Origin of the sequence: Polaromonas jejuensis NBRC 106434 (genome assembly GCF_001598235.1) — a bacterium.
GTDB lineage: Bacteria > Pseudomonadota > Gammaproteobacteria > Burkholderiales > Burkholderiaceae_C > Polaromonas > Polaromonas jejuensis.
Genome location: NZ_BCYO01000003.1, coordinates 126,146 through 152,836 on the forward strand (window position 1 = coordinate 126,146; position 26,691 = coordinate 152,836).

Sequence of the window (26,691 nt, forward strand, 5' to 3'; positions counted from 1 at the left end):
TGAAAGCGCTGCTAGCTATCGAATCGATAGCAAACCGGGCTTTAATCCTTGGGCCGGAATTCCAGGATCATGGGTGTGGGCACCCGGCCATCGACATCGCGCGGCAGGGTGCCGGTGCGAATGATGGCCTTGATCACCGCGTCATCCCAGGCCTTGTTGCCGCTTGACTTGATCAGGCGCTGGCTGACGACGCTGCCGTCCAGTGTCGTGCGCACTTCCACTTCGGCGGTGGGGTTGCCGGCAATGTCTTCGGTGAACACCACATTGGGTTTGACGGCGGCCCGGACCTTGCCGCCGTAGCTCGCCGAGGGGCCGCCGGCCTTCTGGGCGCTACCCTTGGCATCGGCACCGCCGGTGGCGCCCGCCAGTCCCGCGATGCGCCGCATGTTTTCCTGGCGCTGTTTTTCCATTGCAGCCTGCGCCAGCTTTTGTTGTGCCTGTTCTTTGGCTTCCTGCTTTTTCTCCTCGGCCTTTTTGAGATCTTCGGCGGCCTTGCGCTTGGCCAGGTCTTCCCTGGCCTTCAGTTCCCGTTCCTTCTCTTTTTTTGCCTGGAGTTCGGCCTTGAGTTTTTCCTGCTGCGCCAGTTTTTGCGCTTCAGCCTCTTTTTGCTGCTGCAGCAATTTGCGTTTCTTTTCCTGTTCCAGCGCAATGTCCACATTGGGCGCGGGCGGCGCTGCCTTGACTTCAGGCGCCGGAGGGGGCGCGGGCGGCGGCGGTGGCGGCGGGGCCTCGACCAGTTGGGGCGCGGCGGCCTGCGGCGTGCTAGTCCACAGCTCGGCTTCAAAGGAGGCTGTCCGGTCGCTGTGTTTCCAGTGGACCCCCCAGGTCAAGGCGGCAATGAGCAGCGCATGGGCCAGCAGGGCCAGTGCATAGGCGCGCAGCGAACCCGTATCGCGGGGCGGAGCGAATTCAAGACGTTCTGCGGTGCTGGGCATGTGGCAATCTGGACGGGGTTTCGGTCACTTGCTGGTTTGCACCGACAGGCCAACGCGTACCACCCCCGCTTTTTGCAAGGCGTCCATCACCTTCACCACGATTTCGTATTTGATGGACTTGTCGGCGCTGATGACCACAGGCACGGCCTGTTCACCGGGGTTGGCGGTCTTCACCGCAGGCTCCATTTTCAAAATATCTGCTGCGACGGCGGTCAAGGTGGTCGACACGGGCCTGGAGCTCGCGCCTTTTCCGCTGGTGAGCGCGACCTGTATGAGCTCGTCTTTGCTGATCTGTATCTCAACCCGTTGCTGGGGTTGCAGGGCCGCTTTGCCTATTTTGGGCACCGCAATCATGCTGGGCGTGATCAGCGGTGCCGTGACCATGAAGATGATGAGCAGCACCAGCATGACGTCGATAAACGGCACCATGTTGATTTCGTTGATGGTGCGGCGGCCCCGGCCGCGGGAGTTGACTGCTGGCATGGCGGTTTCCTTTTAAGCCGACGGACGCAGCGAAGGGCCGCCCCGAGCAAGTCCAGCCCCCTCGGGGGGCAGTGGATTACACGAAGTGTTCTCGAAGAGCGGCGTAGCCAAAAGCGTGGGGGTAGACATTTTTAGTGACCCGAGGGCGACTGCGCACCCAGGTTGCGCTGCAGGATGTTGGAAAACTCCTCAATGAAGGTTTCCAGGCGGTTGGCGATGCGGTCGATGTCGTGCGCGAAGCGGTTGTAGGCCACCACGGCAGGAATGGCGGCAAACAGGGCAATCGCCGTGGCGACCAGCGCTTCAGCAATGCCGGGGGCCACCGTGGCCAGGGTGACCTGCTCCAGCGCCGCCAGGCCGGTGAAAGCGTGCATGATGCCCCAGACGGTACCGAACAGACCGATATAGGGTGATACCGAGCCGACGGTGGCCAGGAACGACAGATTGACCTCGATCGCATCGAGTTCGCGCTGGTAGCTGGCGCGCATGGCCCGGCGCGCACCGTCCAGCAGGGTTCCGGTATCGCTGATCTGGCGTTCGCGCAGTTTTTGGAATTCACGCATGCCGCTGGCAAAAATGCGTTCCATGGCACCCGAGTGCTTGGCGTTTTGAGCTGCGCCGGCAAAGAGGTCGTTCAGGCTGGTGCCCGACCAGAACTCGCGGTCGAATTCGTCGTTGAGTTTCTGAACCCTCTTGAGCGACACAATTTTCCGGAAAATGGCGGCCCAGCTGGCAATGGAAATGCCCACCAGGAGCGCGACCACCAGCTGGACAACCCAGCTCGCATGGAGAAGGAGACTGACAATGGAGAGGTCTTGGTTCATGTTGAAGCTTTGATCAAGTTTTTAAGCTGTCAAGAATGGAAGCCGGTATGCGCATGGGCTGCAGGCTGGAGGCGCTCACCCAGCCGATCCGTATCGTGCCTTCGCAGAGCAGGGCGGTTCGCTGCGCGTCCGGTTGCTCTGTTTTTAATAGCGCCTGCTGCTTGATTATCAACGACGCGCGGCCGGTTTCGACCATGCTCGCCGTAACAATCAGTTCATCGTCCAGCCGGGCGGAGCGGTGGTAGCGAATGCTGGTCTCGCTCACCACAAACATGCCACCGGTACTGTCACGCAGGCGCTGCTGCTCAATGCCCAGTGATCTGAGCCATTCGGTGCGCGAACGTTCAAAAAATTTCAGGTAGTTGGCATAAAAAACAATGCCGCCGGCGTCGGTGTCTTCCCAGTAGACGCGTACCGGCCACCGGAAAATCCGTTCGGGCTGAGCTTGCCTGAGCCCTTCGACAGGCTCAGGGCGAACGGCCGGGCTCATGCCAGTACCACCTTGAGCCGCGCCACAGCCTCCTGCAGTTGCGCCATCGAGTTGGCTGTGGAAAAACGCACAAACTTTTCCGGCGCGGCCTGTCCGAAATCACGGCCCGGCGTCACGGCCAGATGAGCCCGCTTCATCAGCTCGAAGGCAAAGTCCCAGCTGCCGGTCACGCCGAGGCGGGCCGCGGCTTCGGTGCAGTCGGCATAGGCATAGAAGGCGCCGTCGGGCATCACCGGCACGCGCAGACCCAGGCGGTTGAGCTCGGGAATGAAGTAGTCGCGCCTGGCCTTGAACTCGGCGCGGCGGCGCTCGTATTCCAGCAGGCTGTCGGGCTCAAAGCAGGCCAGGGCCGCGTGCTGCGCCACGGTGCTGGCGCAGATGAAAAGGTTTTGCGCAATCCGTTCGATCACGGGGGCCAACGCTTCGGGTACGACCAGCCAGCCCAGCCGCCAGCCGGTCATGTTGAAGTATTTGCTGAAGCTGTTGATGCTGATGACGCTTTGACCCAGTTCGCCGGGCATGGCCAGCGCCGAGTGCCCGAAGTGCTCCTCATAACTGAGGCCCAGGTAGATTTCATCAATGAGCGTCATGCCGCCCTGGCCATGCACGAATTCATGAATCCGCTGCAGCTCCTCGGGGGCGATCGAGGTGCCGGTGGGGTTGGATGGCGAGGCCAGCAGCACGCCGCGCGTTTTGTCGTTCCAGGCCGAGCGGACTTTTTCTTCGGTCAGCTGGAAACGCTCCTCGGCCGTGGTCGGGATCAGGACCGAGCTGCCTTCGGCGGCACTCACAAAATGGCGGTTGCAGGGGTAGCTCGGGTCGGGCATCAGGATTTCGTCACCGGCCTCGATCAGGGCCAGGCAGGCGAGCTGCAGCGCGGCAGACGCTCCTGCCGTGATGATGATGCGGCTGGGCGCCACCTGCGCAGCAAAGCGAGAGGCATACCAGTCACTGATACGCTCGCGCAAGGCGGGCAGGCCGGTGGCCTGGGTGTACTGCGTGTTGCCTTGTGCGATGGCGCGGGCCCCGGCCTCTTGCACCAGCGGCGGGGCCGTGAAGTCGGGCTCGCCGATGTTCAGGAAGATCATCGGCTGGGAGGTATGGGCCACTTCCCGTGCCAGCGCAGAGGCGGCCTTGGCCACCTCCATGACGTAAAAGGGCTCAATCCGCTGAGCCCGCTGGGCGATTTTCACGGCAAGACTTTCATGGTTCCGTATGATTTGTCGGGTGTTATCTGGACTGGTCGGCGGCAACTTCCGCGGCGCGCAGCGAAGGCGCCATTTTGTGCAAAACGCCATTGACGTATTTGTGGCCGTCGGTGCCGCCGAAGGCCTTGGACAATTCAATGCATTCGTTGATCACGACGCGGTAGGGAACGTCCAGGCAATTCTTGAATTCGTAGGCGCCTATCCAGAGCACGGCATGCTCAATTGGTGAGATTTCCGCCAATGGGCGGTCCAGCAAGGGAGTGATAGCGGCATCCAGGGCCGTGGCGCCTTCGATGCATCCATGCAGCAAGGCATCGTAGTGGGCCGAATCTGCCTTGTGAAAACCCACCAGGTCGCGCGTGAAGGCATCAATCGAATCGGCCTCGTTGCGACCGACCAGGTGCTGGTAAAGCGCTTGCAGGGCGAATTCACGCGCACGGGTGCGAGCCGACTTGTCGGCCGCTTTCTTGACGCCGGTGTCGGTCAGGCCGGTTCGGGTTTGCGGAGGTCGTTTGGGTTTATTGAGGGGTTCAGCCATGAGGTACCGATGTATGCCGGTTAAGTAAGGGTTTCGGGAGCAGGGCGCTCAGGCCAGTTCGTTGACCAGGTTGGCCATCTCCACGGCCACGCGTGCCGCATCGCGCCCTTTGTCAATCTGGCGCACCTGTGCCTGTTCAAGGTTTTCAGTCGTCAAAATCGCATTGGCGATTGGCAACTGGTAGTCAAGCGCCAGGCGAGTCACGGCCGCGCCGCTTTCATTGGCCACCAGTTCGAAGTGATAGGTTTCACCGCGAATGATGCAGCCCAGGGCCACCAGGGCATCATATTTATCGCTTTCTGCCAGGGCCTGCAGCGCGCAGGGCACCTCCAGAGCACCGGGCACTTTGACGTGCGTGATGTTTTTTTCCTCCACGCCCAGCGCTGCAAGCTCCTGCTTGCAGGCCTCGGCCAGGGCGTTGGTCACGCTTTCGTTAAAGCGCGCCTGCACAATGCCAATGGAGAGTTTTTTACCGTCAAGCTTGTCAGCCGAACCTTTTTCCGCACCAAACATGATGAGCTCCCTTTGCGTTGTTTATTTTTAGTCTTTGTTGATGTAGCCAACAATTTCGAGGCAGTAGCCGGTCATGCTGGGCATGCGGCGCGGGTTGCCCATGAGGTTCATTTTGTGCACACCACACTCACGCAGAATTTGCGCGCCCACGCCGTAGGTACGCAAGTCCATGCGGCCGCGTTCGGGGGCTTGGGCTGCGCGTGCCGTGCCTTCGAACTGGGCCAGCAGCTGTTCGGCGCTTTCGCCGCAGTTCAGCAGCACCGCCACACCTTTGCCTTCTTCTGCGATGTGCCTGAGGCTCTGGTCCAGGCTCCAGGAGTGCATGGAACGGCCCGTCTCCAGCAGGTCCAGTACTGACAGCGGCTCGTGCACGCGTACGGCCACGGTGTCGTCAGCGGCCCATTGCCCCTTGACCAGCGCCAGGTGCAGTTCGTGGCTGGTTTTGTCCTTGAAGGCATGGGCCTTGAATTCGCCGAATGCGGTCTGAAGCGTGCGGCTGCCAACTTTCTCGATCAGCGACTCGTGGCGGCTGCGGTGCTCGATCAGGTCGGCAATGGTGCCGATCTTCAGACCGTGTTCAGCCGCAAATACCTGCAAATCAGGCAGACGGGCCATGGTGCCGTCGTCTTTCATGATTTCGCAAATCACGGCCGCCGGCGAGCAGCCGGCCATGCCCGCCAGGTCGCAGCCGGCCTCGGTGTGGCCGGCCCGCATCAGCACGCCGCCATCGACCGCTTGCAGCGGAAAGATGTGGCCCGGCTGCACCAGGTCATTGACCGTGGCATTTTTGGCCACGGCGGCCTGCACCGTGCGGGCGCGGTCGGCGGCAGAAATGCCGGTGGTCACGCCCTCTGCGGCTTCAATGGAGACCGTGAACGCCGTTGCATATTTGGTGCCATTGCGCGTGGCCATGGGCGGCAGTTGCAGCAATTCGCAGCGCTCACGCGTCAGGGTCAGGCAAATCAGGCCACGGCCGAAGCGGGCCATGAAGTTGATGGCTTCCGGGGTGACATGGTCGGCCGCCAGCACCAGATCGCCCTCGTTTTCGCGGTCTTCTTCATCGATCAGGATGACGATGCGGCCGGCGCGCATGTCGGCCACGATGTCTTCGACAGGGGAAATTACGGTTGTCATGGTCAGGCCTGTGTAGTGGTGTTTTGGAGCATGCGTTCGACATAACGCGCGATCAGGTCGATTTCCAGGTTGACCTGGGAACCCGTCTTCAGTTGGCCCAGCGCCGTGTTCTGAACGGTGTGGGGAATCAGGTTGATGCTGATCTCGCTGCCGCCGGCATCGCCGGCGTCATCGGCCAGGTCGGTGACCCGGTTCACCGTCAGGCTCGCGCCATTGACGGTGATGGATCCTTTGTAGGCCAGGTATTTGCTCAGTTCACGGGGCGCGCGTATGCGCAGTTCCCAGCTTTCGCCCACCTCGGCGAAATGCGTGACCGTGCCAATGCCATCCACATGGCCTGAAACGATATGGCCACCCAGGCGGTCATGCGCGCGCAGGGCTTTTTCGAGGTTGATGACGCCGGTTTCAGCCAGGCCGCTGGTTTTGGCCAGGGATTCGGCCGAAATGTCGATGGAAAACCGGTTGTTGGCCGTGTCGAGCGCCGTGGCCGTCATGCAGGCGCCGTTGAGGGCAATGCTGTCACCCAAACCCACGTCATCGAGGTAACCCGCAGGCGTTTCAATGGTGAGGCGCTTGCCATGGTCTGAAGAGCTGCCCAGGCTATGGACGGCGACGATGCGCCCCAAGCCGGTGATGATTCCGGTAAACATCGCTGTATTTTCGCAGAGATTGCATCAGCGCCTGAGGCTGGCTTGCAAACCCTGGCTTAAACCCCGGCCTAAAACTGGTCGCGCCCCTTGACTCTTGCCACGATACGCAGGTCAGGCCCGACCATCTCAGTCGAGCGAAACTCCAGCGCCACCGTTTGCGAGAGTTCAGTCATCGGCCCAAAGCTGGCCATGCCAAACCCCTGGCCTATCATTTTTGGGGCCAAATAAACCAGAAACTCATCAACCAGGCCCTCGCGGATCAGGGAGCCATTGAGTTTGTGCCCCGCTTCGACATGCAATTCATTGACTTCGCGGCGGGCCAAATCGTGCAACATGGCTGCCAGATCGACTTTTCCATGGGCGCCCGGCAGGTAAATAACGGTGGCACCACGTGCTTCAAGAGCCGCTTTTTTTGCATCATTTTGCTCTGCGGCGTAGATGTAGAGCGCGCGACCAGCTATAAAAAGATGAGCATTCAGCGGCGTCTCAAGACGGCTGTCCACCACCACCAGATGCGGTTGGCGTGGCGTGGCAACCTGGCGCACATCCAGCCGCGGGTTGTCCTCAAGCACGGTACCAATGCCGGTCAGCACGGCGCACGAACGAGCCCGCCAGGCATGACCATCGGTGCGGGCCGAGTCAGAGGTAATCCATTGGCTGACGCCGTTGTCGAGCGCCGTCTTGCCATCCAGCGAGGCGGCCATCTTCATGCGTACCCACGGCGTCTTGCGGACCATGCGGCTGAAAAAACCGATGTTGAGTTCGCGGGACTCTGCGGCACCTGGGCCTACCTCCACTTCAACCCCGGCAGCACGGAGACGCTCAAAGCCTTGACCAGAAACCAGCGGGTTCGGGTCGGCAATCGAGGCGACCACTTTTTTAATGCCGGCTGCAATCAGCGCGTCGCAGCAGGGGCCGGTGCGGCCGTGGTGGGAGCAGGGTTCGAGGGTGACATACGCGGTGGCCCCTGCAACGGAATGCCCCTTGGCCGTCGCGTCGTGCAAGGCCATGACTTCGGCGTGGGGGCCGCCCGTGCGCTGGGTATGGCCCAGCCCCAGGGTTTTACCGCTGAGGTCTGTAATGACACAGCCCACCCGCGGATTGGGCGGGCAAATGGACAATGCCGCGTAGGCCGCGTTTAACGCGTCTCGCACTGGCTCTGACAGGTTTTCTGTCATGTCAATAAGTTTGAAAAGAAGCGCTTGATTAGCAACCGGTGGATCCTGTTTTGCAGGACCGAACCCGACCTGCAGGGTCAATGATGATCGAACTTGAGCGCAATGTGTTGCTCATGACAATGGTTCCGCCGCCAAATCCGCCATTTTTCAATCGTGGGTAGCCGCTACCGTTAAAAAGCAGGTAACCGTCTGTCAGGCTGCTGGCGGTAGGAGTATTGACAGAAATATCCGTACTCAATGTCTCGTGGCGCAATACTACTTCATCCGTGTCGGCGTTATAGGCTTGATTCCAGTTGGCGTCGGTATAAACCATCCAGCCTGAACGCCAGCCCGTGCCGGCGTTGTTGGGGACGAGGTAGGTGTTGAGTCCCTGCTTCATGGCATTGGCTCTTGCCGTGTTGGCTGCAGAAATGAAATTGCTGACGGCATCCGATAGTTGCGCATTTCGTTGAAACTGTACAAAACTTGGTACGGCCACCACCATCATCACCACGCCCAGTGCGATGGTTATCAGCAGTTCGATCAGGGTAAAGCCGGCTTGCCGGCGCGGCATGACTCGAGCGGTAGAAGGCATGACGAGGGCCTTACTTCCAGCAGCGATCAACCTGTGTCCCGGTGCAAGTTCTCCTGCCCTGGGTATCAATCGCCATCGACGTCACATGCGGGTCTGAAAAAATGCCGTCTTGTGGCACGGCAAACACTTCGATGCAATCACGCTTGGTGGGCGTGACGGCGCCCACCGCCTGGCACAGCCTTGCACCCAGCAGATGACTGCTTTTTTCCTGTGCGCCCTCGGAGGACGAATAGGCCTTGAAGGGCAGCGTTCCCGGCGTTCCTGCGGCGAAGGTTTCGTAGGTATTCATTTGCGTCAGGTAACGCTCCTGCTGCTGAAGCAGGTTCATCAGCGCAGCCCGTGCTTCGGCGCGCTTGCCTTTGCGTACCGAGTCGGTATAGGCGGGGTAGGCTACCGCTGCGAGTATCCCGACAACGGCAACGGCGATCATGAGCTCAATCAGCGTAAACCCGGACTGCTTGCGTTGCTCTTCGGATGGAGATAGGGATGGGGACATCATGATTTCCCGCACGGGTTAGTTGTTCTTGTTTTCTCGGTAGTTGTTGATCTGGCGCCAGCTTAGCCGTCCTACCTGTTCGCTGTACGTCAGCCCACCGCCACTGGTCGCGGCAACTTTCAACCCTTTGGATCCCTGCGTGATGATGCCTGCACGCCGGGTTGCTGTTCGTTGACCGCTGGTGTCGCTGTTGGTGAGCGCTGTACTGCCGATTTCCAGAACCAGGGGCGCGGCCAGTATGCCGACCTGGGACAGTTCTGAAACACCGTTGCCCGTGAGTGCGTTAGCCGCATAAAACCGTCCACCCCCTTCACCGCAAGAGCCTTTGGTGGGGAACAGGGAGCCAAAAAACAGCTGGCCAAATTCGGCGGTGATGTCGCTGACCTGACGTTCGCCAATACTCTTGTCAAAATCTATATACCAGCCCATTTTCAGGGTGGAGCTTGCGTCGGGCGGCGTGCCATAGACAAAACTGGGGACTGTCACGGCGCCACTCGTCGATACGCTGCCTTGCTGCAAAACAGATCGTCCGCTAATTGCCTTTGTGTTGTCCAAAAGCGTGTAGAACGAATTCGTCACGGTCGTTGGGACGCTCGTGTCCGCGATTTCCAGATACTTTCCGGTCCCGAAAGACACCAGCTTGCTGTCAAAGAAAGCGTTGTTGATCACCGGCTCACCGGTGATGGGCTGTAGTGCATTGCTGCTGTCCTTGGCGACGAAAAATGTATTGCTGGTTCCCGTTTTGGCATTGAATATGGTCAAGTTGGTGGTGGCGTTGGTGGTCAAGCTGCCGGTTCCCTTCAGGGTGAAATTCAACTTCCAGACATTGCCCTGCAAGTCGCCGGCATACAGGCTGTCCACGGCGCCTGTCTGGCGGTTTTCAACCGTGGTAAACCCCACCAGGCCTTTGGCGATGGCCGTGCTGGTTTGGGGCAGTTCGATGCGCCAGAAGTTCGTGCCTTCCGTCCAGGCGACACCCCCATTCTTGGCTAGCTGGTTCGACAGGTCGATGATGAAAATGGAGGGATTGCCCGTGGTGCTTTTGAAACCATCGGCCGTGTAATTGTTGACACCGCTGGCGACCACTGCATACCATTTATAGTCCGGGGTAACGCCTGCGTTGGTGGTGCGAAGTTTCACTATCTTGGGCGTGCCGATCACATTGCCCATCGCCGGATGATCGCGATCCGTGAATTCCCAGAGCACGTTTTCCTTCTTAAAATTTTCCGGATCGGTCACATCCAGGGCAAAAAGACCTTGGCCGCCGGCGCCAACACCAGACACCAGAACACTGCGCCACTGCTTGCCTACCATGCCTTCCACGCGCTCTAAATAAGCCTCGGCAACTGCAGGCGTGGCGTCATTGATACTGAAGTGGCTGTAGTCCTGGTCGGGTATCTGGTTCAGTTTGCCGGCTACAAATCCTGGTATGTAGGCGAAGGCTTCCTTGCCATTGCTGTCGTAAAAAGCGTGCAGCATGCCGTCGTTGGCGTTGGCAAAAATAACAGGCTTGCGATTTTTGTTGTCGTTGAAGAAGGTGTTGTAGGTGGTGCCAGTGATGCTTCCCGACGGCTTGCCCATGTAGACCAGGCCGCTGTTGACAATATCACCCAGCACGATATCGCGTGGCCGGAACGGCTCCAGCGGGGTCGCCGGTTTGATTTCCTTGCGACGGTCTCCCCGCAGGTAGGCAAGCCTGTCTTCACCCAGGGTATCCGCCGCTACAGGGTTGCTGTATGGCACCGTGTTGAGTGAGTCTTTGTGCGCCTGCGCGAGATCGGTCCAGTTGAAAAGCGTAGGCGACACGGTCGCCTGAGCCCCGATGGGCGCGCCAATAATGATGTTTCTGGCTGCGCCGTTGTCTGCCAGCGTGTCAGCAGTCAACACCTGGCCCGCCTCCCAGGTAGGTGTGCTGCCGATGATCAGAGATGTGCCCGCTGTGTCCAGCGACAGCGGAAACTTGAGCAAACGTCCGCTCCAGAAGTTGGCGACCGGATTAAAGCGGGCCTGGAACACGGCCGCTGCCTGGCCTACCGTCAATCGCTGTGTGGAGATGGCCCCGCCTGCAATGCTGCCGGTCTCCTCCACAACCCGCGCAAATACTTCCGAGAGTGAGTCCAGAAATTTCGCTGCGTCGCTGACCAGGAAATAGTTTTTGGCTTCGCCATCGCTGCCTTGCCACAGCACGTTGGTGCCGCCCGCATACGGGTTGCCGGTATTGCCGGCTGCGCTGTCGTCAAAGCCACCGTATTTGGCGCCGAGGTACAACTGCCGCGTCCGGCGGAAATCAACGTTATCGCTATCACGTCTCTCGTTGACATCAATCGAGTAAGTCTTGATCCGTCCTTTTGGCAAATCGGCGCGAAAACTCTGGGTATTGGCCCAATAAGCCAGGCCTGCCATGTGGTATGACCCCCCGCTGTTACCCTCCAGGGTAAGGTCGCTCGGCTTGGCTCCGGCGCCAGTCACTCTGGTGCTGGCATCGCTCAACCAACTGTATGTGGTGTTTGAGGCGAGGTTACCTGCAGTTTGGGTGCGACCTTGGCTGTCGGTGTAGGTGACGGTGGCTGTGGAGGTCGTTTTGCTCTCGAAGCTGCCGACCACACTGGTCCAAAACGGGACATCAAGGGCCGGTGAGGTTTCTGCGCCACGGACAAAATCGTCATAGTTATTAAAGCCGTTGCCTGGAACAGATCGGTCTCCATGCGTGAATACATCAGCAATCGTCAAGATGCTGTTTCTCAAACAGCCCTTGCCAGTATCAGTGGTATCGGTAAAGCCTGCGAAGGGGTCTGTCCATGTTCGATAGGCTGGAAAGTTTTCCTGAAGGGCCTTGACAGATGCTGCTGTGCCGGTCAAGCCTGAAATGGCCTCGGCTGTAGGTTGCTTGCCCTGTAGATAGCGAATCGCCTCGTAATACAGTTCGCTAAGTGGGTCGTAGCTCTTGTAGCTGCCGATGGCGTCAGGGTTGAGCGTGCCAAACTTGTTGATGTACATGATGGCGCCGCTCTTGGGGTAGCCTTGGGCGCCATAAGTTGCATCCCCGTTTTGGGGGTTGTCGATAAACACGCCCGTGTTGGCGTCCCATTCGCTGCGGGCGTTGGCCGCCGTCAGCAAATTAAAGTTGCTGTCGTAGTTTTTGGGTCCCAGGTATTTGAGCGGCGCACGCAGCACCCCACCGTATCGTGAACGGCTGTTGTCCTGCAGGTAGCTCAGAACCGAGACCCGCAGGTTGTCCGCATTCATCTGGAATTGGCCGACAGGCTTGTGTTTGCCGTTCGGGTAGCGATAGCACAGGCCGCTCCATTTCTTGGTAGCCGGGTCGTAGGTCATCAGCCGGTTGGTGGCACTGTTGGGGTCGCAAACCAGATTGCGAACCTCATAATAATTGCCTTTATTGTTGGCATTTGCCTTGATCAATTTGGGGCTTAATGCATTCGCAACGGCAAAGGGGGCGGCGCAGCTGCTATTTCCCGTGGCATTGGTGTCTTGGGCATTAGCGAAATACACCCGGTTTTTACAGTTATAAATCCACATGCCGTTGGGAAACGACTCGGGCGGATTCTCGGTCCTGCCGGACAACTGTGAGTTCGGTACAAATTTTTCAGAGAAGTAGCTGGAGTTGTTGTAAAAGTTGTCGGGCAACCAGGCACGCTCAACCACCGTTGTGTTGTTCTCGTCAAGGACGCGGTTACCGCCGGTCAGGCCGTAACGCATGATATCGATGGCCGAAGAGGTGGCCCAATTCATGAAATTTCCATCGAACTCGCTGTTTTTGCAGGTGGCCGAAGAAGTGCCCTTGTTGGCCTGCCAATCGAAATAATTGCCGACAGAACCGCTGCTCAAAACAGCGCGGTAACAGGCTTTTGGATCAAAATATCCGACATACTCCTTGGTCGAATCGAAGTTGTCGCGGTAAGTTTGCCCCACCGTCGGAAATTCAACCGACAGGGCCAATGTGAGGTTGCCTTTGGTCTTGGCGCCATTCATGTAGAGCGGCTCGGCGGGCAGGACTATTTCGGGCGGCAGGGTGATGGTCTGACTGATCACAACGCCTACCGTAATGGCCGACAAGGCTGACAGTACAGCAAGCCGGATACCCCAGACTTTGAATGTCTTGCGGGACGAGCCTGACAATGAAATCCGGAAATTCATGGCATTTACTCTTTTCGAAAGATCATTTGCAGGACAGCCTGGGTTTCCCTGCGGGGGCCAAATCCCATGGCCGTGACGCGGAACAATTTTTTGGGCGCGCTGGCGCTGCTTCCCGGCGTGGTGTCGGGAAGCACTTCAATGATGTAACGGGGAAGCATCTCGGGGCGAATGCCGCTGGTGCCTGTGGACAGGGTCCGGCCGGTGAAGTCGCCGAACTTCGCGGTCTTCGCGCTGGCGGATTCGTCTGTGAAATCCACCGAATACCAGACCGGTTTCTGGCCGTCCGCGACGGGCAGGCACAGGCCCCGCAAAGTGCCGGTGCCGCAGCCGTCCATAAAGCCTAAGCCGCTGGTAGCGGTGAACGAGGCCATGCGCTGGTTTACCGACGTGTTGGGGCCGCGGATGTCGAACTCGGCGTCGATCAGCGCGGCCTCCGCAGCCTGGAAGGCGATCTGCTGGTCACGGTCAAAGCGGGTTGAGCGCTCAGACAACAACACCATCTGGCTCGCACCTATGCCTAGCACCGTGACCACAATGAGCAGTATCAGCGTGGTGATGAGGGAAAATCCGCGATGCGCGCTGCGCACGCGCGTATTCGGACTGCCGGATGACGCTGAAGGATGGTGTTTCATCGGAGCGTGAGGTCGTTGCGCAAATGCACGGTAAAGGTGCTTTGCAGGCGCAAGCGCCCGTCAGCAGCCGCAGACAGCGTGGAGCCCGTGTCATTGGTGCTGGCATACAGGCCGCCTAGTGGGGTCAAAGTAGCCGTGGTCGCTTGCTGGGCTGAGCCCACGGGGCCCCGCATCACCAGGCCAACGCGTACGGCCCGCACCCTGCGCCAGTTTTCGCGTGTGGCCGCGGCGTTGCCCGCAACCGTCAATTGGTCGGCGCGTAGCCAGCGGTCCGCCACGGTGTCCTGCACGGCGGTAGCGCTGGGTGCAAGCGAGGGGGAGACGCCGTCGGTGCCAAATAGCACCTGAAAGGACTCAACGCCCTCGATGATGGGGGCGGGCGCGATCCAGAGGCCGGTCGCAAAATTGTAGTAAGAGCATGACAGCGCAGGTTCACCATGGGTGCCTCGTGTTACGTGGAACATGCTGACGGCACGGTCGTTGAGATCGCCGTTCGTCAAGCCGGCCTCGCCTTGACCCATGCAGTTGATCATGGTGTTGTCCGGCTTGGCGGCATTGGTCGGGGAATTCACGCCCTGGTAGCGGACTACCAGAACGTCACTGCCGTTTTTGCAGGAAGTGTCGTTGACGGTGCAGGAGCCGGGCCTGTTGCCTGTAACGATCTTGGTACTTTCACTCAGGATCAGGTTGTCAGGCTGCTTGTAGACCGCATTGTTCCAGCCGTAGATGTCGGGCTCCGGGTCATTGCCAAGAAGTGTGGCCGTCGAGCGCAGGGATACATTTGCAGCGCCCAAGTCCTGGTAGCCCGATTGAATGATGACCCGCGCCAACAGGTCGGTGGCAAACCGTTCCCGGTCACGCAATTGGGTGGTGGCGTCTACACTGCGATAGCCTTGCTGACCCAGCAAAAGCGCCGTCGCGGCAATTACTACGACCAGCAGACCCAGGCCCAGGGCGACCAGCAACTCAATCAGCGTCAAGCCGTGCTGATTCCGGCCTGCATGGGGAAAGCGGCGAGGCATCATTCCGAGCTGCCTGCCGTCAGTGGCACGACCACCACCGGCACACCTGAGGTTGCGGCGAACTCCAGCGTTCCGGCTGTGTTGTTTCTTGTCCAGCCCATTTTCAGCACTGCAATGTCTCCGGTGCCTGTACAGGCCCACCGGGGTTTGCCGGTGCCGTCAAAAGGGTCCTGATCAAAACATACCTTGACTCTGGGGGTGGGCAGTGCCGTTTGAACGCGTCCCTGCCAGTCCGCGACGTCCCAGATGGCGGCATCTTTGACGGTCGGGCAGCCGTCCGTGAAGCAGTTGGTTGCAGGGAGGGCAAGGGGCGTGCCCGTCAGCGTGAGATCAAATAAATACGGATTGTCCGCAGGCGCAGTCTTGATGGCCACCGTATGGTTGCCCCGCATTTTTTCGGCAAGTTCCCGGGCGAAAGTGGCCGCTGCCGCTTGATTGCGGGCTTCCTTGTTGGATTGCATCGCAGCTGTTTGCATGCCTACCGCACCGAGCATGCCGATGCTCAGAATAATGATGGCAATCAGGACTTCAAGAATGGAAAAGCCGGATTGCACCCGGTGCGATAAGGGCGAGCGAATCGGTGTTGCGCGAGGTGGGGCCGCCAGAATGGCCGCGGTGGCAATGGGCACAAGAAGCTCTATCAGCGTAAACCCGAGGCTTCTGGATGCGGAAGTCGTCATGTCAGGCAGGTGCTGGTAAGGACTGGGCCGGGTCTTCATCAAGATTGGGCGCAGTTTTGCACAGCTTTACGTACCTTTCGAAAAGCTTTCATTTGATCCGATGAAAGGCGCGAATTGACGGACGAGCGGCAGTTCGCAGGCGCAGGCCAGCAGCTAAGGGGGAAATTGGCCTCGACGGCTGGGCGGAAAAACTAGCGCCGCACCTCATCGACGAGCGTCTTGAACTCGTCAATGTCCTCAAAGCTGCGGTAAACGCTGGCGAAGCGCACGTAGGCCACTTTGTCGAGCTTTTTCAGCTCGCGCATGACCAGTTCGCCCAGCCGGTTGGAGGCGACTTCGCGCACGCCCAGGTTCAGCAGTTTTTCCTCAATGCGCTCAATCGCAGAGTCGACCTGCTCGGTGCTGACCGGCCGCTTGCGCAGCGCCATGTTCATGGAGCCCAGGATCTTGCTGCGCTTGTATTCGGTACGCCGGCCGTCTTTTTTGACGATGGACGGAAAGTTGACATCGGGCCGCTCGTAGGTGGTGAAGCGTTTTTCACACGCGCCGCACTGGCGGCGGCGGCGTATGAAATCGGCATCTTCGGAGACCCGGGTTTCGACGACCTGGGTTTCGAGGTGACCGCAAAAAGGGCATTTCATAGTTTTTTACCTGAATGTAACGGCGTTTCTGCCATCAGCCCTTGTGGGGTATGCGCAGGTCGCTATCGAAACAATAGCGCCTGCGCAGTGCCGCCTGCTTAACGGTAAACCGGGAAGCGGTGGGTCAATGCATTGACCTTGGCGCGAACCGCTTCAATGTTGGCCGCGTCGCGCGGGTTGTCCAGCACGTCGGCAATCAGGTTGGCCGTGATGCGTGCCTCTTCGTCCTTGAAGCCGCGCGTGGTCATGGCTGGCGTGCCAATGCGCACGCCGCTGGTGACCATCGGCTTTTCCGGGTCGTTGGGAATCGCGTTCTTGTTGATGGTCATGTGGGCGTTGCCCAGCACGGCCTCGGCCTCCTTGCCGGTGATGCCCTTGGCGCGCAGGTCGACCAGCATGACATGGCTTTCGGTGCGGCCGCTGACGATGCGTAGGCCGCGCTGCGTCAGGGTTTCGGCCACGATCTGGGCATTTTTCACGACCTGCTGCTGGTAGGCCTTGAACTCGGGCGACAGCGCTTCCTTGAAGGCCACGGCCTTGGCCGCAATCACGTGCATCAGCGGGCCGCCCTGCAGGCCGGGGAAGATGGCGCTGTTGATGGCTTTTTCGTGCTCGGCCTTCATCAGGATGATGCCGCCGCGCGGGCCGCGCAGGCTCTTGTGGGTGGTGGAGGTCACGACGTCGGCATGCGGCACCGGGTTGGGGTACACACCCGCAGCCACCAGGCCGGCGTAGTGGGCGATGTCCACCATGAAGATGGCGCCCACGGCCTTGGCGACCTTGGCGAAGCGCTCGAAATCGATGCGCAGGCTGTAGGCGGAAGCGCCTGCAATGATCAGCTTGGGTTTGGTCTCATGGGCCTTGCGCTCCATGGCGTCGTAGTCGATCTCTTCTTTTTCATTGAGACCGTATGACACCACGTTGAACCATTTGCCGCTCATGTTGAGGGCCATGCCGTGGGTCAGGTGGCCGCCTTCGGCCAGGCTCATGCCCATGATGGTGTCGCCGGGCTTCAGGAAGGCCAGAAACACGGCCTCGTTGGCGGAAGCGCCGCAGTGGGCCTGCACGTTGGCGGCTTCGGCGCCAAAAATCTGCTTGATGCGGTCAATGGCCAGTTGCTCGGCGACGTCCACATGCTCGCAGCCACCGTAGTAGCGGCGGCCCGGATAGCCTTCGGCATATTTGTTGGTGAGCTGGGAGCCCTGAGCGGCCATGACGGCGGGCGAGGCGTAGTTCTCGCTGGCAATCAGCTCGATGTGGTGCTCTTGCCGGGCGTTTTCAGCCTGGATGGCGGCGAAAATTTCGGGGTCGGTCTGTTCAACCAGAATATTGCGGTGGTACATGGCAGTCCTTCAAGACTCGGATCCTTGTCCTTTGGCTCTACGGGGTGAGTAAAGGAAGCAAGGGCTGCCCAGGCGAACGGCTGAACGCTTTGGCCAAATGGCTTCAACGGTGCGCTTCCCAGTGGTGTCCCACGTCAGCATCAATGGTTGGCAAAACCGTGTGATGCCTATCGCCAGTCGCGCACCCTGCTAGTGTAACTGAGGGCGTCTGACCCCGCGAGACACTGTCCCTGGAACGTAAAAAGCCGGGTTTTCGCCCGGCTCGAACAGGATGGACTCAGGCCGCCGATGCGTCGTATTAGTTCAGCAGCGCCACTTTTTCGGCCACTTTGCTGCCCGATTCCATGGGGGCAGCCTTCGCCGGCAATGACGCCGGCATGGAGCCTGCGGGCGCCGGTGAGCGGAAGAAGCGGGGCGACAGGCGCTTGGCGCCGACGACGGCGAGCAGGCGGGCGTGCTCGGCCATGACCTTGCCGGCGTAGCCACCGTCATCTTCGAGGTTGGCCGCGCCCACATAGTATTTCAGGCCGCCTTCAATGGAGCCCGCACGCGTGATGCACTCCTGCAAAACCTTGACGCCCACGCGCAGATTGGTGACGGGGTCAAAAGCCGCCAGCATGCCGCCGAAGTTGTCGTACTTGTCGTGATGCACCTTGGTCATGACCTGCATCAGCCCCTGCGCGCCGACCGGGCTTTGGGCGAATGGATTGAATCTGGATTCAATCGCCATGACGGCCAGAATCAGGGTGGGGTCGAGCTTTACTTTTTGGCCGATGTCAAAGGCTTCTGACACCAGCGCACTCAAGGGCTCGGGCGCAACACCGTATTTTTTGCTCAGCCAGTAAGCCACCGCTGCCTGTTGAGAGGGCAGGTCTTTCGGATTCGACGCCGTGGCGCGCTGAATGGCGTCAGGCTCGACGACGACGTCGTCGTCGGGCTCGGTAAAGCCAATCGCCTCTTCCTGGCGCTCCTGCAGCCAGGTCATGAGTTTGAGTTCACCGGCTTGACGGAGGTCGGGTCGGGCGGTCAGGGTGATCACCGCAAACACGACGACCAGCCCCAGAAGGGCAAAGCTGTTGTGGGTGATCTCGAAAAAGCCTTGGGCAATGTCATCAGCAATACTTGAAAGACTGCTGCGTACATTTTTTAAATGCGCCTCAAGGGTGAGGTTTCCTAGCGCTGTCATAGCACTCCTTTCTATGCGCGCCAGACGCTAAGGCTTGGCTGCTTTGATTGGGTCGCCATCAAACCAAGGCTGTGCCTTGTGGTGTTGACCCTCGTTTGACGTTGCCGGGTTCGGCAGCGGATGGGGTTGTCCCCAGGTTTTTCCTGGGATGGCGGGATTCTAGTGGGGTGGTAAATAACCTGTCAATAATAACAAAGTTGTTTGATATTCCAAATCATGTGGTTAGATGGTCCTTTTCTAGGTAAAACCGATTAAAACCGACACAAAACTGTAACAAGACCGCTGCAACTCTCTTCGAGTTGCGGCTTCCAGTAAAGTTCGACCGGCCGGATGAAACCATCAGCCAACTTCCCGTTTTGCTGTCAGGATTTTTCGATTGGAGGCCATTCAGGGCGGCATGCAAGACGTTACAAGCGGCAAGTTTTCGCCATGGTGGGCTTGGGGTTGAAACCAAGAGAACAGCAATCACCGCCTGTTTTGCGATTGAAAAAATGGCCTTGCGAAGAGAAGGGGGCGGAGTTAACCTGCAGGTGTCTGATTCATTCAGGCACCAACCGGGTAACCAATCCCGGATTAACTGGAAGCAATCACTTGCTTCCACCGCACTGTGAGACGATTACTCTCTCCTTTGCGAACCCCGATGGTGAGCATGAACGCCCGCCGTCAGCCCCGGTTAGCATCGCTAACCGGGGTTTTTCATTGGGTACGCCCTTTTTCTTTGCCCCCTAAAATCACGACTTCGGGGTCGGGTGTCAAAACCCGGCGCACAGTCGCAATTGAATAACAAAGAGGTGGGCATTTATGGCCAAGACAAGCAATTTGGTCCGCTCATCGCGGTGGCTGCGCCGCGTTGCGTGGTTGCTTGGCGGCCTGTTGCTGTTGTGGGCGCTGGCGTATGCCGTAGTTCCCCTCGTTGTGAAGTCGCAGATCGAGAAAATCGCCTCTGAAAAGCTGGGTCGGCAGGTCACGGTGGGGGCGGTGGATTTCAAGCCCTGGTCACTGGAGCTGACGATCAATGACCTGGCGATCGCCAAAAGCCAGCCAGCAGCGCCTTCCAACCGCACAGATAACCGCACGGGTTCGGCCAGCAGCGAAACCTCCGGCGCACCCGGCAGCGCCCGGTCTTCAGCCCAGTCTCCCCAGTCTTCGCCCCAGCTTCACATCAAGCGCCTCTATATAGATGCAGAGCTGGCTTCTCTGGTGCGGCTGGCACCGGTGGCGGATGCCATCGTGGTGGAGGACCCCGCCGTGTCCCTGACCCATTTGGGGGAAGGGCACTACGACATCGACGACATCCTGGAACGGCTCAAGACCCCTGCGAACGAGCCGGCCGGCGAGACGCCGCGATTTTCCCTGTACAACCTCCAGCTCAGTGGCGGGCAAGTGGACTTCACCGACCAGCCGGCCGGCAAGACCCACGCATTGCGCGAACTGACGATCTCGGTGCCCTTTTTAAGCAATCTCAAGTCCCAGCGCGAGATCAAAACTGCGCCGCACCTGGCGTTCAAGCTCAATGGCAGCAATTTCGATACAGCCGCCGTGGGGACGCCTTTTGCCCAGACCCACAAAACCGATGCCCGGATCACGCTGCGTGACTTTGACCTGAAACCCTATTTGGCCTACTGGCCCGCCAGCCTGCCGGTCAGGCTGCAAAGCGGCGTGCTGCAGGCCGATGTCAAGCTCGCCTTTGAGCAGACGCCGGATACCGTGCTGAGGATTTCCGGCACCGTCACGGCAGACCACGTGCGTTTGCTGGACGCCCAGGCCACGGCCCAGACGCCGCCTCAGCCGAAAAGCCATGAGCTGCTGGCCTTTGACCGCCTGCAGGTCGGCATGGATGATGTGCGGCCGCTCGATCGCTTCGTCAAACTCTCTGCGGTGGAGCTCACCGCGCCCACGCTTTCCATCACCCGCGACCGGGCAGGGCGCCTGAATGTGTTGCCATCGCCTGACCAGAATGCCCGGCTTGCTACAAATAATGTAGCTGGTGGCGCCCGTCAAGCAAGGGCTGCAGGCCAAAATGATTCAAAAAATCAGGCCCAGGCAGCGCTGAACCCTTCCAGCGGCGCCGCAGCCGCTGCGCCGCCGGCCAAGGCCGCGACCGCTACGCCCTGGACGGTGCAACTGGGCAAGGTGGCCGTGCGCGCGGGTGCCGTGAACTGGCTCGATGAAACCCTGTCATCACCGGCCCAGATCCGGCTGGCGGGCATTGCGCTGGATGGCTCGGCCATTGCCATGCCCTTTGCCGCCAATGCGCCCTTGCAGTTCAAGGGCTCCCTGGGGCTGGACCCGTCGGCGGCGACTGCGCTGGCGCCCGCGACGTCCGTTGCCGTGCCTGCTGCGAAGTCCGCAGCCAGGACCGGCGCAAAAAGCGCGGCGAATGCGGCGAGCAAGGTGCCGGAGCGCCCGGCAGCTGCGGCGCTGGTGACCTTTAGCGGCTCCGCCACCGACCGGGAGGCCCAGGTCACGGCCATGGTCGCGGACTGGCCGCTCAATATGGCGGCCAAATACATAGGCCAGTTTTTGCTGCCCGCCCTGAATGGCCAGCTCGATGCTCAACTGGGCGTGAACTGGCAGGCGGCCACGGCCGACAAGCCCCAGGCCCTGCAAGTCACGGCGCCGCAACTGGCCGTGAGCGATGTGCTGCTGGCCCAAGGCCGTACCTCGCTGGTGTCCATCAAGCGGGTCGATCTGGCCGGGGTGGCGATTGACGTGGCAGGGCAGAGCTTCAAGGCCGCCAAAATGCAGCTGAACCAGCCCAAGGTCCGGGTGGAGCGCGACGCTGAAAGCCGCTGGATGTACGAACGCTGGATGGTGAGCCACGGCATGGCGACCCCGCCGCCCGCTGCCGCAAAAACCGGCGCCGGGACCAGCGCCAAAACCAGCACCAAGGCGGCCGGAGCCGATGCGCCTTCATGGGCCGTGGCCATCGATGACGTGGTGCTGGAGGGGGGCGCCATGTCGTTCTCCGACCGGGCAGGCGCCAAACCGGTGGCGTTTGAGGTCACGGCGGCCAGGGCCCAATTGGGCGGTCTGGTGCTGGACGACAGGCCTTCGGCCAAATCCAGGGCGCAGACCATGCCGCTGACGGCCTCGCTGCGCCTGGCCAGTGGCCACCTTGAGCCCGGCAAGCTGGACTTCAAGGGCAGTCTGGGCCTGGCGCCGCTGCAGGCCCAGGGCCGTCTGGTGGTGGACAGGCTGCCGGTGCAGGCCTTCGAACCCTACTTTGGCAGCGCGCTCAACATCGACTTGCTGCGCGCCGACACGAGCTTCAAGGGCCGCGTGGCCTACCGCCAGACCGCCGCCGGGCCCAAGGCGGAGCTCGCCGGTGACGTGGCGCTGGAAAACTTCCGCGCCAATACCCTGGCCCCGAGTGAAGACCTGCTGGCCTGGAAGGCGCTGAATGTGCGCGGCCTGAATGTGGCGCTGGAGCCGGCCAAGGCCACGCGCGTGGATGTGAGGGAGACGGTGCTGACCGACTTCTTTGCCCGCGTGATCGTCACGCCCGAGGGCCGCATCAATCTGCAGGATCTGCTGAAGCCGGCCGGCACGCCGACGGCAGCGACCCCGCCATCCGCAGGCGCTACAAATACGATAGCTGCTGGCGCCCGCCCATCAAGCGCTGATGGCTTGAATGGTTCAAAAACTGCGGCCTTGTCTGCTGCGCCTGCCGCGGACAATGCAGCGCCCGCCGGCCCGCCGCCCATCGTGAATTTCGGGCCCATGAGCCTGATCAACGGCAAGGTGCTGTTCTCGGACCGCTTCATCAAGCCCAACTATTCGGCCGACCTGAGCGAGTTGACCGGCAAGCTCAGCGCGTTTTCGTCGGTGGCTCCCCGCAACCCCGATGGCACGGTGGGCGCACCCAATATGGCCGACCTGGAGCTGCGCGGCAAGGCCGAGGGCACGGCCTCGCTGGAAATTCTGGGCAAGCTCAACCCGCTGGCCAAGCCGCTGGCGCTGGACATCCAGGGCAAGGTGCGCGACCTGGAACTGCCGCCGCTCTCGCCCTACGCCATCAAATACGCCGGCTATGGCATCAACCGCGGCAAGCTCAGCGTCGATGTGAATTACGTGGTGCTGCCCGACGGGCGGCTGACCGCCAGCAACAAGCTGGTGCTGAACCAGCTCAGCTTTGGCGACAAGGTCGAAGGTTCGACCGCCAGCCTGCCGGTCAAGCTGGCGGTGGCCCTGCTGGCCGACCGCAATGGCGTGATTGACCTCGACCTGCCCATCAGCGGCTCGCTCAACGACCCGCAGTTCAGCCTCGGGCCCATCATTGTCAAGGTCATCGTCAATGTGATCGTCAAGGCCATCACGGCGCCGTTCAGCCTGCTGGCCCATGCGCTGGGCGGCGGCGGTGAGGAACTGAGCATGGTCGGCTTCCCGGCCGGCAGCGCGCAGCTGTCTCCCGAGGCCAGGTCGGGGCTGGACAAGGTCGCCAAGGCACTGGCCGAGCGGCCCGCGCTCCATCTCACCGTGGTCGGCACCAGCAGCCTGGAGGCCGAACGCGAAGGCTTCAAGCGCGAACGCCTGAACCAGCTGGTGCGCGCCGAAAAGCGCCGCCAGATGGCCAAGGAAGGCGCTGCCCAGGCGAAGGAGGACGGCGCCTCCGCCGCGGATACGCTCACGGTGAGTCCGGCCGAATACCCGGCGCTGCTCAAGGAAGTCTACAAACGGGCGGACATGCCCAAGCCGCGCAACCTGATCGGCCTGGCCAAGGACCAGCCGGTGGCCGAGATGGAAAAGCTGCTGCTGGCCGATATCAAGGTGAGCGATGATGCCATGCGTGAGCTGGCCGTGCAGCGCGGCATGGCGGTCAAGGACTACCTCGCTTCCCGTGATTTGCCGCCCCAGCGGCTCTTTCTCGGCGCGGCCAAAGCCGGTCCACCAGACGCCAAATGGACACCGCGGGCCGAACTTAATTTGGCGATGCCTTAAAAACAGCGAAAATACCTGCATTGCTTTATTTCTGAAGCTTGGGTCAGGGGTTGCGGGCTTGGCCTTGCGCTCCTCTTGTTTACATCGGCACTGCCTTCCCGGTTAATACCAACGGCCCAGCGGCAGGCCTGCAATTTCCTGAACTCCGAAGGACCCCGCGCCTTCGGCCAAAATCATTTATATGCTGCGTTTCCCCATGTCCAAATCTGCCAAGCCTGAAACCCCCGTCGTGAAAACGACCTCCCACAAACAGGCGGAGGCCCATCCGCTGGACGGTCTGACGGGCGGTGCCTTTTCAGCGCCCACCTCGGGCGAGCGCGCCGCGCGCATCCGCAGCTGGCTGGCCACCGAGCCGGCCTTCGAGCAGATGGCCGAGGTCTACAAGGACCTGGCCAACCGCGACAAGGGCGCCGCCAAGCCGCTGAAGGAAAAGCTCGACGAACTCAAGCGCAGCAAGGGCCAGGAAGCCGTGGCCGCCGAATGGGCCGAAAAAGCCCGGGGTCTGCTGGCCCTGCCCAAGCTGAATCTGGCCGACGCCCTGGCCTGGCAGCGCGACGCCGCCAAGGCCGGCGCGCCGCTGTCCAAGGAGCCGCTGGCCGGCCTCAAGGTTCAGCTGGCCGAGCGCGTGAAAACCATTGAAGACCTGCAGCACCGCACCCAGGTGCAGCGCGAAGCCGCCGTGCTGATTGCGCAGCGCATCGAAGTGCTGTCCATCAAGCCCTGGCGCGAGGCGCAGGCCGTGCTCGAGACGCTGAGCGCCGACGTCACGCACTGGCAGGCCCAGGCTGACGAACTCACGCAGGATGCCAACTGGGCCAGTGTGGACGCCAAATTCCCGCCGCTGCTCGAGGCTTCGCGCGGCCAGCTGCTGGCCGTGTGGGAAGCCTTCCAGGGCGCGCTGGCCCTGGCGCTGAAGGCCGCCGAAGATGCCGCCGCCCCCTTGCCCGCCGTCCCCATGTGGGCCGACGAGCTGCGTGCCGCGCGCGGCCTGCCCGCCGCAAAGGCAGAGAGCCAGGCGGCTCAAGATGGCGGCCAGCCGGCGCGTGCGCCCAAAACCAGGATCGATCCGGCGGTCATGAAGGACCTGCGCGAGAAATCCGCCGCCATCGTGCAGGAAGCGCTCGCCAGACTGGAGCATGAAGTCACCGAAGGCCACGGCAAGTCCACGCCCAAGGTCGCCGCCGATTTGCGCCAGGCCCTGAAAGAGCACATTCGCAACATCGACAGCAAGCTCGAGGCCGCCGCCCACGCCGCCCTGACCGCCGCCGGCGAGCTCGAAGGCTGGCAGCGCTGGCGTGCCGACCAGATTCGCGAGGAACTGGTGGTCAAGGCCGAGGCCCTGGTGGCCAAGCCCCTGGGCGGGCGCAAGCAGCAGGAAGCCCTGCGCGTGATGCGCGAGCAGTGGAAGACCAGCGACCAGGGCGGCACGCCCAACCATGCGCTGTGGAAGCGCTTTGACGAGGCCTGCAACGAAGCCCACAAGGTCGTAGAGGCCTGGCTGGAAAAGGTCAAGGAGCAGGCCGAGGCCAACAAGGCCCAGCGACAGGCCCTGATTGACGAGGTGCTGGCCTGGGCGGAAGCGAACAAGGGCAATACCGACTGGAAGCACCACATCCGCAGCCTCAACGGCTTTGTGGACAAATGGCGCGAAGCCGGCCATCTGGGCGAAAAAGCCTTTGCCGAGATCCAGCCGGTCTGGAAAGCCGCCATGGATGCGGCCGACGCCGCGCTGACCGCCGCCCGCAATGACAGCCTGGCGCGCCGCAAGGCCATGATCGAAGAAGCGCAGGTGCTGGGCGCCGAGCCGCAGCTGCGCATTGACGCCGTCAAGGCCCTGCAGCAGCGCTGGCAGCATGAGGCGCAAAGCGTGCCTATCGAACGCAAACAGGAGCAAAAGCTCTGGGATGCCTTCCGCAAGCCGATTGACGATGCCTTCCAGCGCAAGACCGCCGAGCGCGAAAAGGCCGCCGCGGCATTGGGCGAACATGACCGTTACGTGCTGGAGGCCGCCAAGGCGGTTGAGGCCGCCACCGCCAGCGGCGACGCGCAAAAAATCCATGCCGCCGCGAAGGCGCTGGAAGCGGCGGTTCGCGGCCAGGTGCGCGTGGCCGCCGCCGCGGCCGAAGCCCAGTCGGCGGCTGATGCGGCGGGGGCCGCCGCCGCCGTCGAAGCCACCCCGGTTTCCGAGGAAAATATGGCTGCAGCGCCCGATGTAGCTGCGCAGCCAGCTACTGAAACCATAGCGGATGACGCGGCTGAAGCCGCGCAAGCGCCGGCTCAGGCGGCTCCAGCACCGGCCCCCAAAGCCGCGCCCAAGCCCATCGTCGCCATGCGTGGCGATGACCGCCCCGGCATGAAAAAAGCCGAGCCGGCAGCCGCAGGCCGTGGCGGCAAGTTTGGCGACCGCAAGGATGCGCGCGGTCCACGCCCTGGCAGCGACAACAAGTTCGAACCCCGGCGCGACGACCGTGGCGAGCGCAACGACCGGGGCGGCCGCTTCAATGAGCGTCCGGCCTTCGAAGAGCGCGGACCGCGTCTGGGCGATGCCGCCTTCCGCGCCCAGCGCGAAGCTTTTGACGCCGCCAACCAGGCGCTGAAAAAGCTCGCCATGCAGGCGCACGGCGAAGTGCTGACGCATCTGCTCACGGCCTGGGAAAAGCGCGATCCGGCGCAGCTGCCCGCCGCCCAGGAATTGGGCAAGCAGGTGGCGCCGGCGGTGCGCAACAGCTGGGTCAAGGCGCTGGCCACACCCTCAGGCCAGGACGCCTCCGAAGCCCTGCTGCGCATGGAAATTGCCGCCGAACTGCCGACCCCGGCCGAGCACATCAGCGCCCGCCGCATGCTGCAGTTGCAATTGCTGACCAAACGCAATGCACCCGCTCCGGCCGAAACCTGGGGCGAGGATGCCGCCAGGGTGCTGGCCAGCGACTTCGACGCCGGCAATGCGCGGCGCGTGCAGAACGTGCTGAAGGTCTTGCTCAAACGCTGAAGACCGCGCCCGCGACCTTGGCGACTGCTGCGGCCCGCCGCAGGAGCGGCCACAGTCGCTGGGCGAGGAAATTACGGGC

The 26,691-nt window shown here is 61.2% G+C and carries 21 protein-coding genes and 1 riboswitch; of the genes, 2 read left to right on the forward strand and 19 right to left on the reverse strand.

Going from position 1 to position 26,691, the window contains the following annotated elements:
- Positions 1–41 precede the first annotated feature (41 nt).
- The 19 genes from tolA to PJE01S_RS05220 all read right to left on the reverse strand — a co-directional run bounded on the left by tolA (position 42) and on the right by PJE01S_RS05220 (position 18,682).
- Positions 42–935 carry a cell envelope integrity protein TolA gene (tolA, locus tag PJE01S_RS05130; protein ID WP_068832092.1) on the reverse strand — a complete coding sequence of 298 codons (894 nt, stop codon included), beginning with the start codon at positions 933–935 and terminating at the stop codon, positions 42–44.
- 24 nt (positions 936–959) lie between these two features.
- Positions 960–1,418, reverse strand: a complete 459-nt coding sequence (locus PJE01S_RS05135; protein ID WP_068832093.1) for a biopolymer transporter ExbD — start codon at positions 1,416–1,418, stop codon at positions 960–962.
- 131 nt (positions 1,419–1,549) lie between these two features.
- Positions 1,550–2,242, reverse strand: a complete 693-nt coding sequence (gene tolQ, locus PJE01S_RS05140) for a protein TolQ (protein ID WP_068832094.1) — start codon at positions 2,240–2,242, stop codon at positions 1,550–1,552.
- Positions 2,243–2,255: 13 nt separating this feature from the next.
- A complete protein-coding gene (gene ybgC / locus PJE01S_RS05145; protein WP_084389367.1) occupies positions 2,256–2,732 on the reverse strand; it encodes a tol-pal system-associated acyl-CoA thioesterase in 477 nt (158 codons plus the stop codon).
- Complete coding sequence (locus PJE01S_RS05150; protein ID WP_068832095.1) at positions 2,729–3,925, reverse strand: pyridoxal phosphate-dependent aminotransferase; 1,197 nt, start codon at positions 3,923–3,925, stop codon at positions 2,729–2,731. The genes ybgC and PJE01S_RS05150 overlap by 4 nt, the downstream gene beginning before the upstream one ends.
- Positions 3,926–3,962: 37 nt before the next feature.
- On the reverse strand, positions 3,963–4,478 hold the full coding sequence (gene nusB, locus PJE01S_RS05155) for a transcription antitermination factor NusB (protein WP_068832096.1): 516 nt from the start codon (positions 4,476–4,478) through the stop codon (positions 3,963–3,965).
- 48 nt (positions 4,479–4,526) lie between these two features.
- Positions 4,527–4,991 (reverse strand): 6,7-dimethyl-8-ribityllumazine synthase, encoded by a 465-nt coding sequence (gene ribH / locus PJE01S_RS05160; protein WP_068832097.1) that lies wholly within the window; start codon positions 4,989–4,991, stop codon positions 4,527–4,529.
- Positions 4,992–5,018: 27 nt separating this feature from the next.
- Positions 5,019–6,125 (reverse strand): bifunctional 3,4-dihydroxy-2-butanone-4-phosphate synthase/GTP cyclohydrolase II, encoded by a 1,107-nt coding sequence (ribBA, locus tag PJE01S_RS05165; protein ID WP_068832098.1) that lies wholly within the window; start codon positions 6,123–6,125, stop codon positions 5,019–5,021.
- 2 nt (positions 6,126–6,127) lie between these two features.
- The gene (locus PJE01S_RS05170; RefSeq protein WP_068832099.1) at positions 6,128–6,775 is read right to left on the reverse strand and encodes a riboflavin synthase; all 648 of its coding nucleotides are present in this window, start codon (positions 6,773–6,775) and stop codon (positions 6,128–6,130) included.
- A 68-nt stretch (positions 6,776–6,843) separates the two neighbouring features.
- Positions 6,844–7,953, reverse strand: a complete 1,110-nt coding sequence (gene ribD, locus PJE01S_RS05175; protein ID WP_068832100.1) for a bifunctional diaminohydroxyphosphoribosylaminopyrimidine deaminase/5-amino-6-(5-phosphoribosylamino)uracil reductase RibD — start codon at positions 7,951–7,953, stop codon at positions 6,844–6,846.
- A 28-nt stretch (positions 7,954–7,981) separates the two neighbouring features.
- Entirely contained in the window at positions 7,982–8,527 is a 546-nt protein-coding gene (locus tag PJE01S_RS05180) for a GspH/FimT family pseudopilin (protein ID WP_084389368.1), read from the reverse strand.
- A 10-nt stretch (positions 8,528–8,537) separates the two neighbouring features.
- The gene (locus PJE01S_RS05185; RefSeq protein ID WP_084389390.1) at positions 8,538–9,023 is read right to left on the reverse strand and encodes a type IV pilin protein; all 486 of its coding nucleotides are present in this window, start codon (positions 9,021–9,023) and stop codon (positions 8,538–8,540) included.
- A gap of 18 nt (positions 9,024–9,041) precedes the next feature.
- Positions 9,042–13,178, reverse strand: coding sequence for a pilus assembly protein (locus PJE01S_RS05190; protein WP_084389369.1), 4,137 nt, complete (start codon positions 13,176–13,178; stop codon positions 9,042–9,044).
- Positions 13,179–13,183: 5 nt separating this feature from the next.
- On the reverse strand, positions 13,184–13,810 hold the full coding sequence (locus PJE01S_RS05195; RefSeq protein ID WP_084389370.1) for a pilus assembly PilX family protein: 627 nt from the start codon (positions 13,808–13,810) through the stop codon (positions 13,184–13,186).
- The gene (locus PJE01S_RS05200) at positions 13,807–14,835 is read right to left on the reverse strand and encodes a PilW family protein (RefSeq protein ID WP_068832105.1); all 1,029 of its coding nucleotides are present in this window, start codon (positions 14,833–14,835) and stop codon (positions 13,807–13,809) included. Before PJE01S_RS05200 ends, PJE01S_RS05195 begins: the two co-directional genes overlap by 4 nt.
- A complete protein-coding gene (gene pilV / locus PJE01S_RS05205; RefSeq protein WP_169804362.1) occupies positions 14,832–15,512 on the reverse strand; it encodes a type IV pilus modification protein PilV in 681 nt (226 codons plus the stop codon). The genes PJE01S_RS05200 and pilV overlap by 4 nt, the downstream gene beginning before the upstream one ends.
- 191 nt (positions 15,513–15,703) lie before the next feature.
- Positions 15,704–16,153 carry a transcriptional regulator NrdR gene (gene nrdR, locus PJE01S_RS05210; protein WP_068832107.1) on the reverse strand — a complete coding sequence of 150 codons (450 nt, stop codon included), beginning with the start codon at positions 16,151–16,153 and terminating at the stop codon, positions 15,704–15,706.
- A 98-nt stretch (positions 16,154–16,251) separates the two neighbouring features.
- Positions 16,252–17,496 (reverse strand): serine hydroxymethyltransferase, encoded by a 1,245-nt coding sequence (gene glyA, locus PJE01S_RS05215; RefSeq protein ID WP_068832108.1) that lies wholly within the window; start codon positions 17,494–17,496, stop codon positions 16,252–16,254.
- Between the two features lie 59 nt (positions 17,497–17,555).
- Positions 17,556–17,687, reverse strand: a riboswitch (ZMP/ZTP riboswitch).
- A gap of 107 nt (positions 17,688–17,794) precedes the next feature.
- On the reverse strand, positions 17,795–18,682 hold the full coding sequence (locus PJE01S_RS05220) for a lytic transglycosylase domain-containing protein (RefSeq protein WP_068832109.1): 888 nt from the start codon (positions 18,680–18,682) through the stop codon (positions 17,795–17,797).
- Between the two features lie 801 nt (positions 18,683–19,483).
- Between PJE01S_RS05220 and PJE01S_RS05225 the strand changes: the two genes are divergently transcribed.
- A complete protein-coding gene (locus PJE01S_RS05225; protein ID WP_068832110.1) occupies positions 19,484–23,623 on the forward strand; it encodes a DUF748 domain-containing protein in 4,140 nt (1,379 codons plus the stop codon).
- Positions 23,624–23,819: 196 nt separating this feature from the next.
- Positions 23,820–26,612 (forward strand): DUF349 domain-containing protein, encoded by a 2,793-nt coding sequence (locus PJE01S_RS05230; protein WP_245660621.1) that lies wholly within the window; start codon positions 23,820–23,822, stop codon positions 26,610–26,612.
- Positions 26,613–26,691 lie beyond the last annotated feature (79 nt).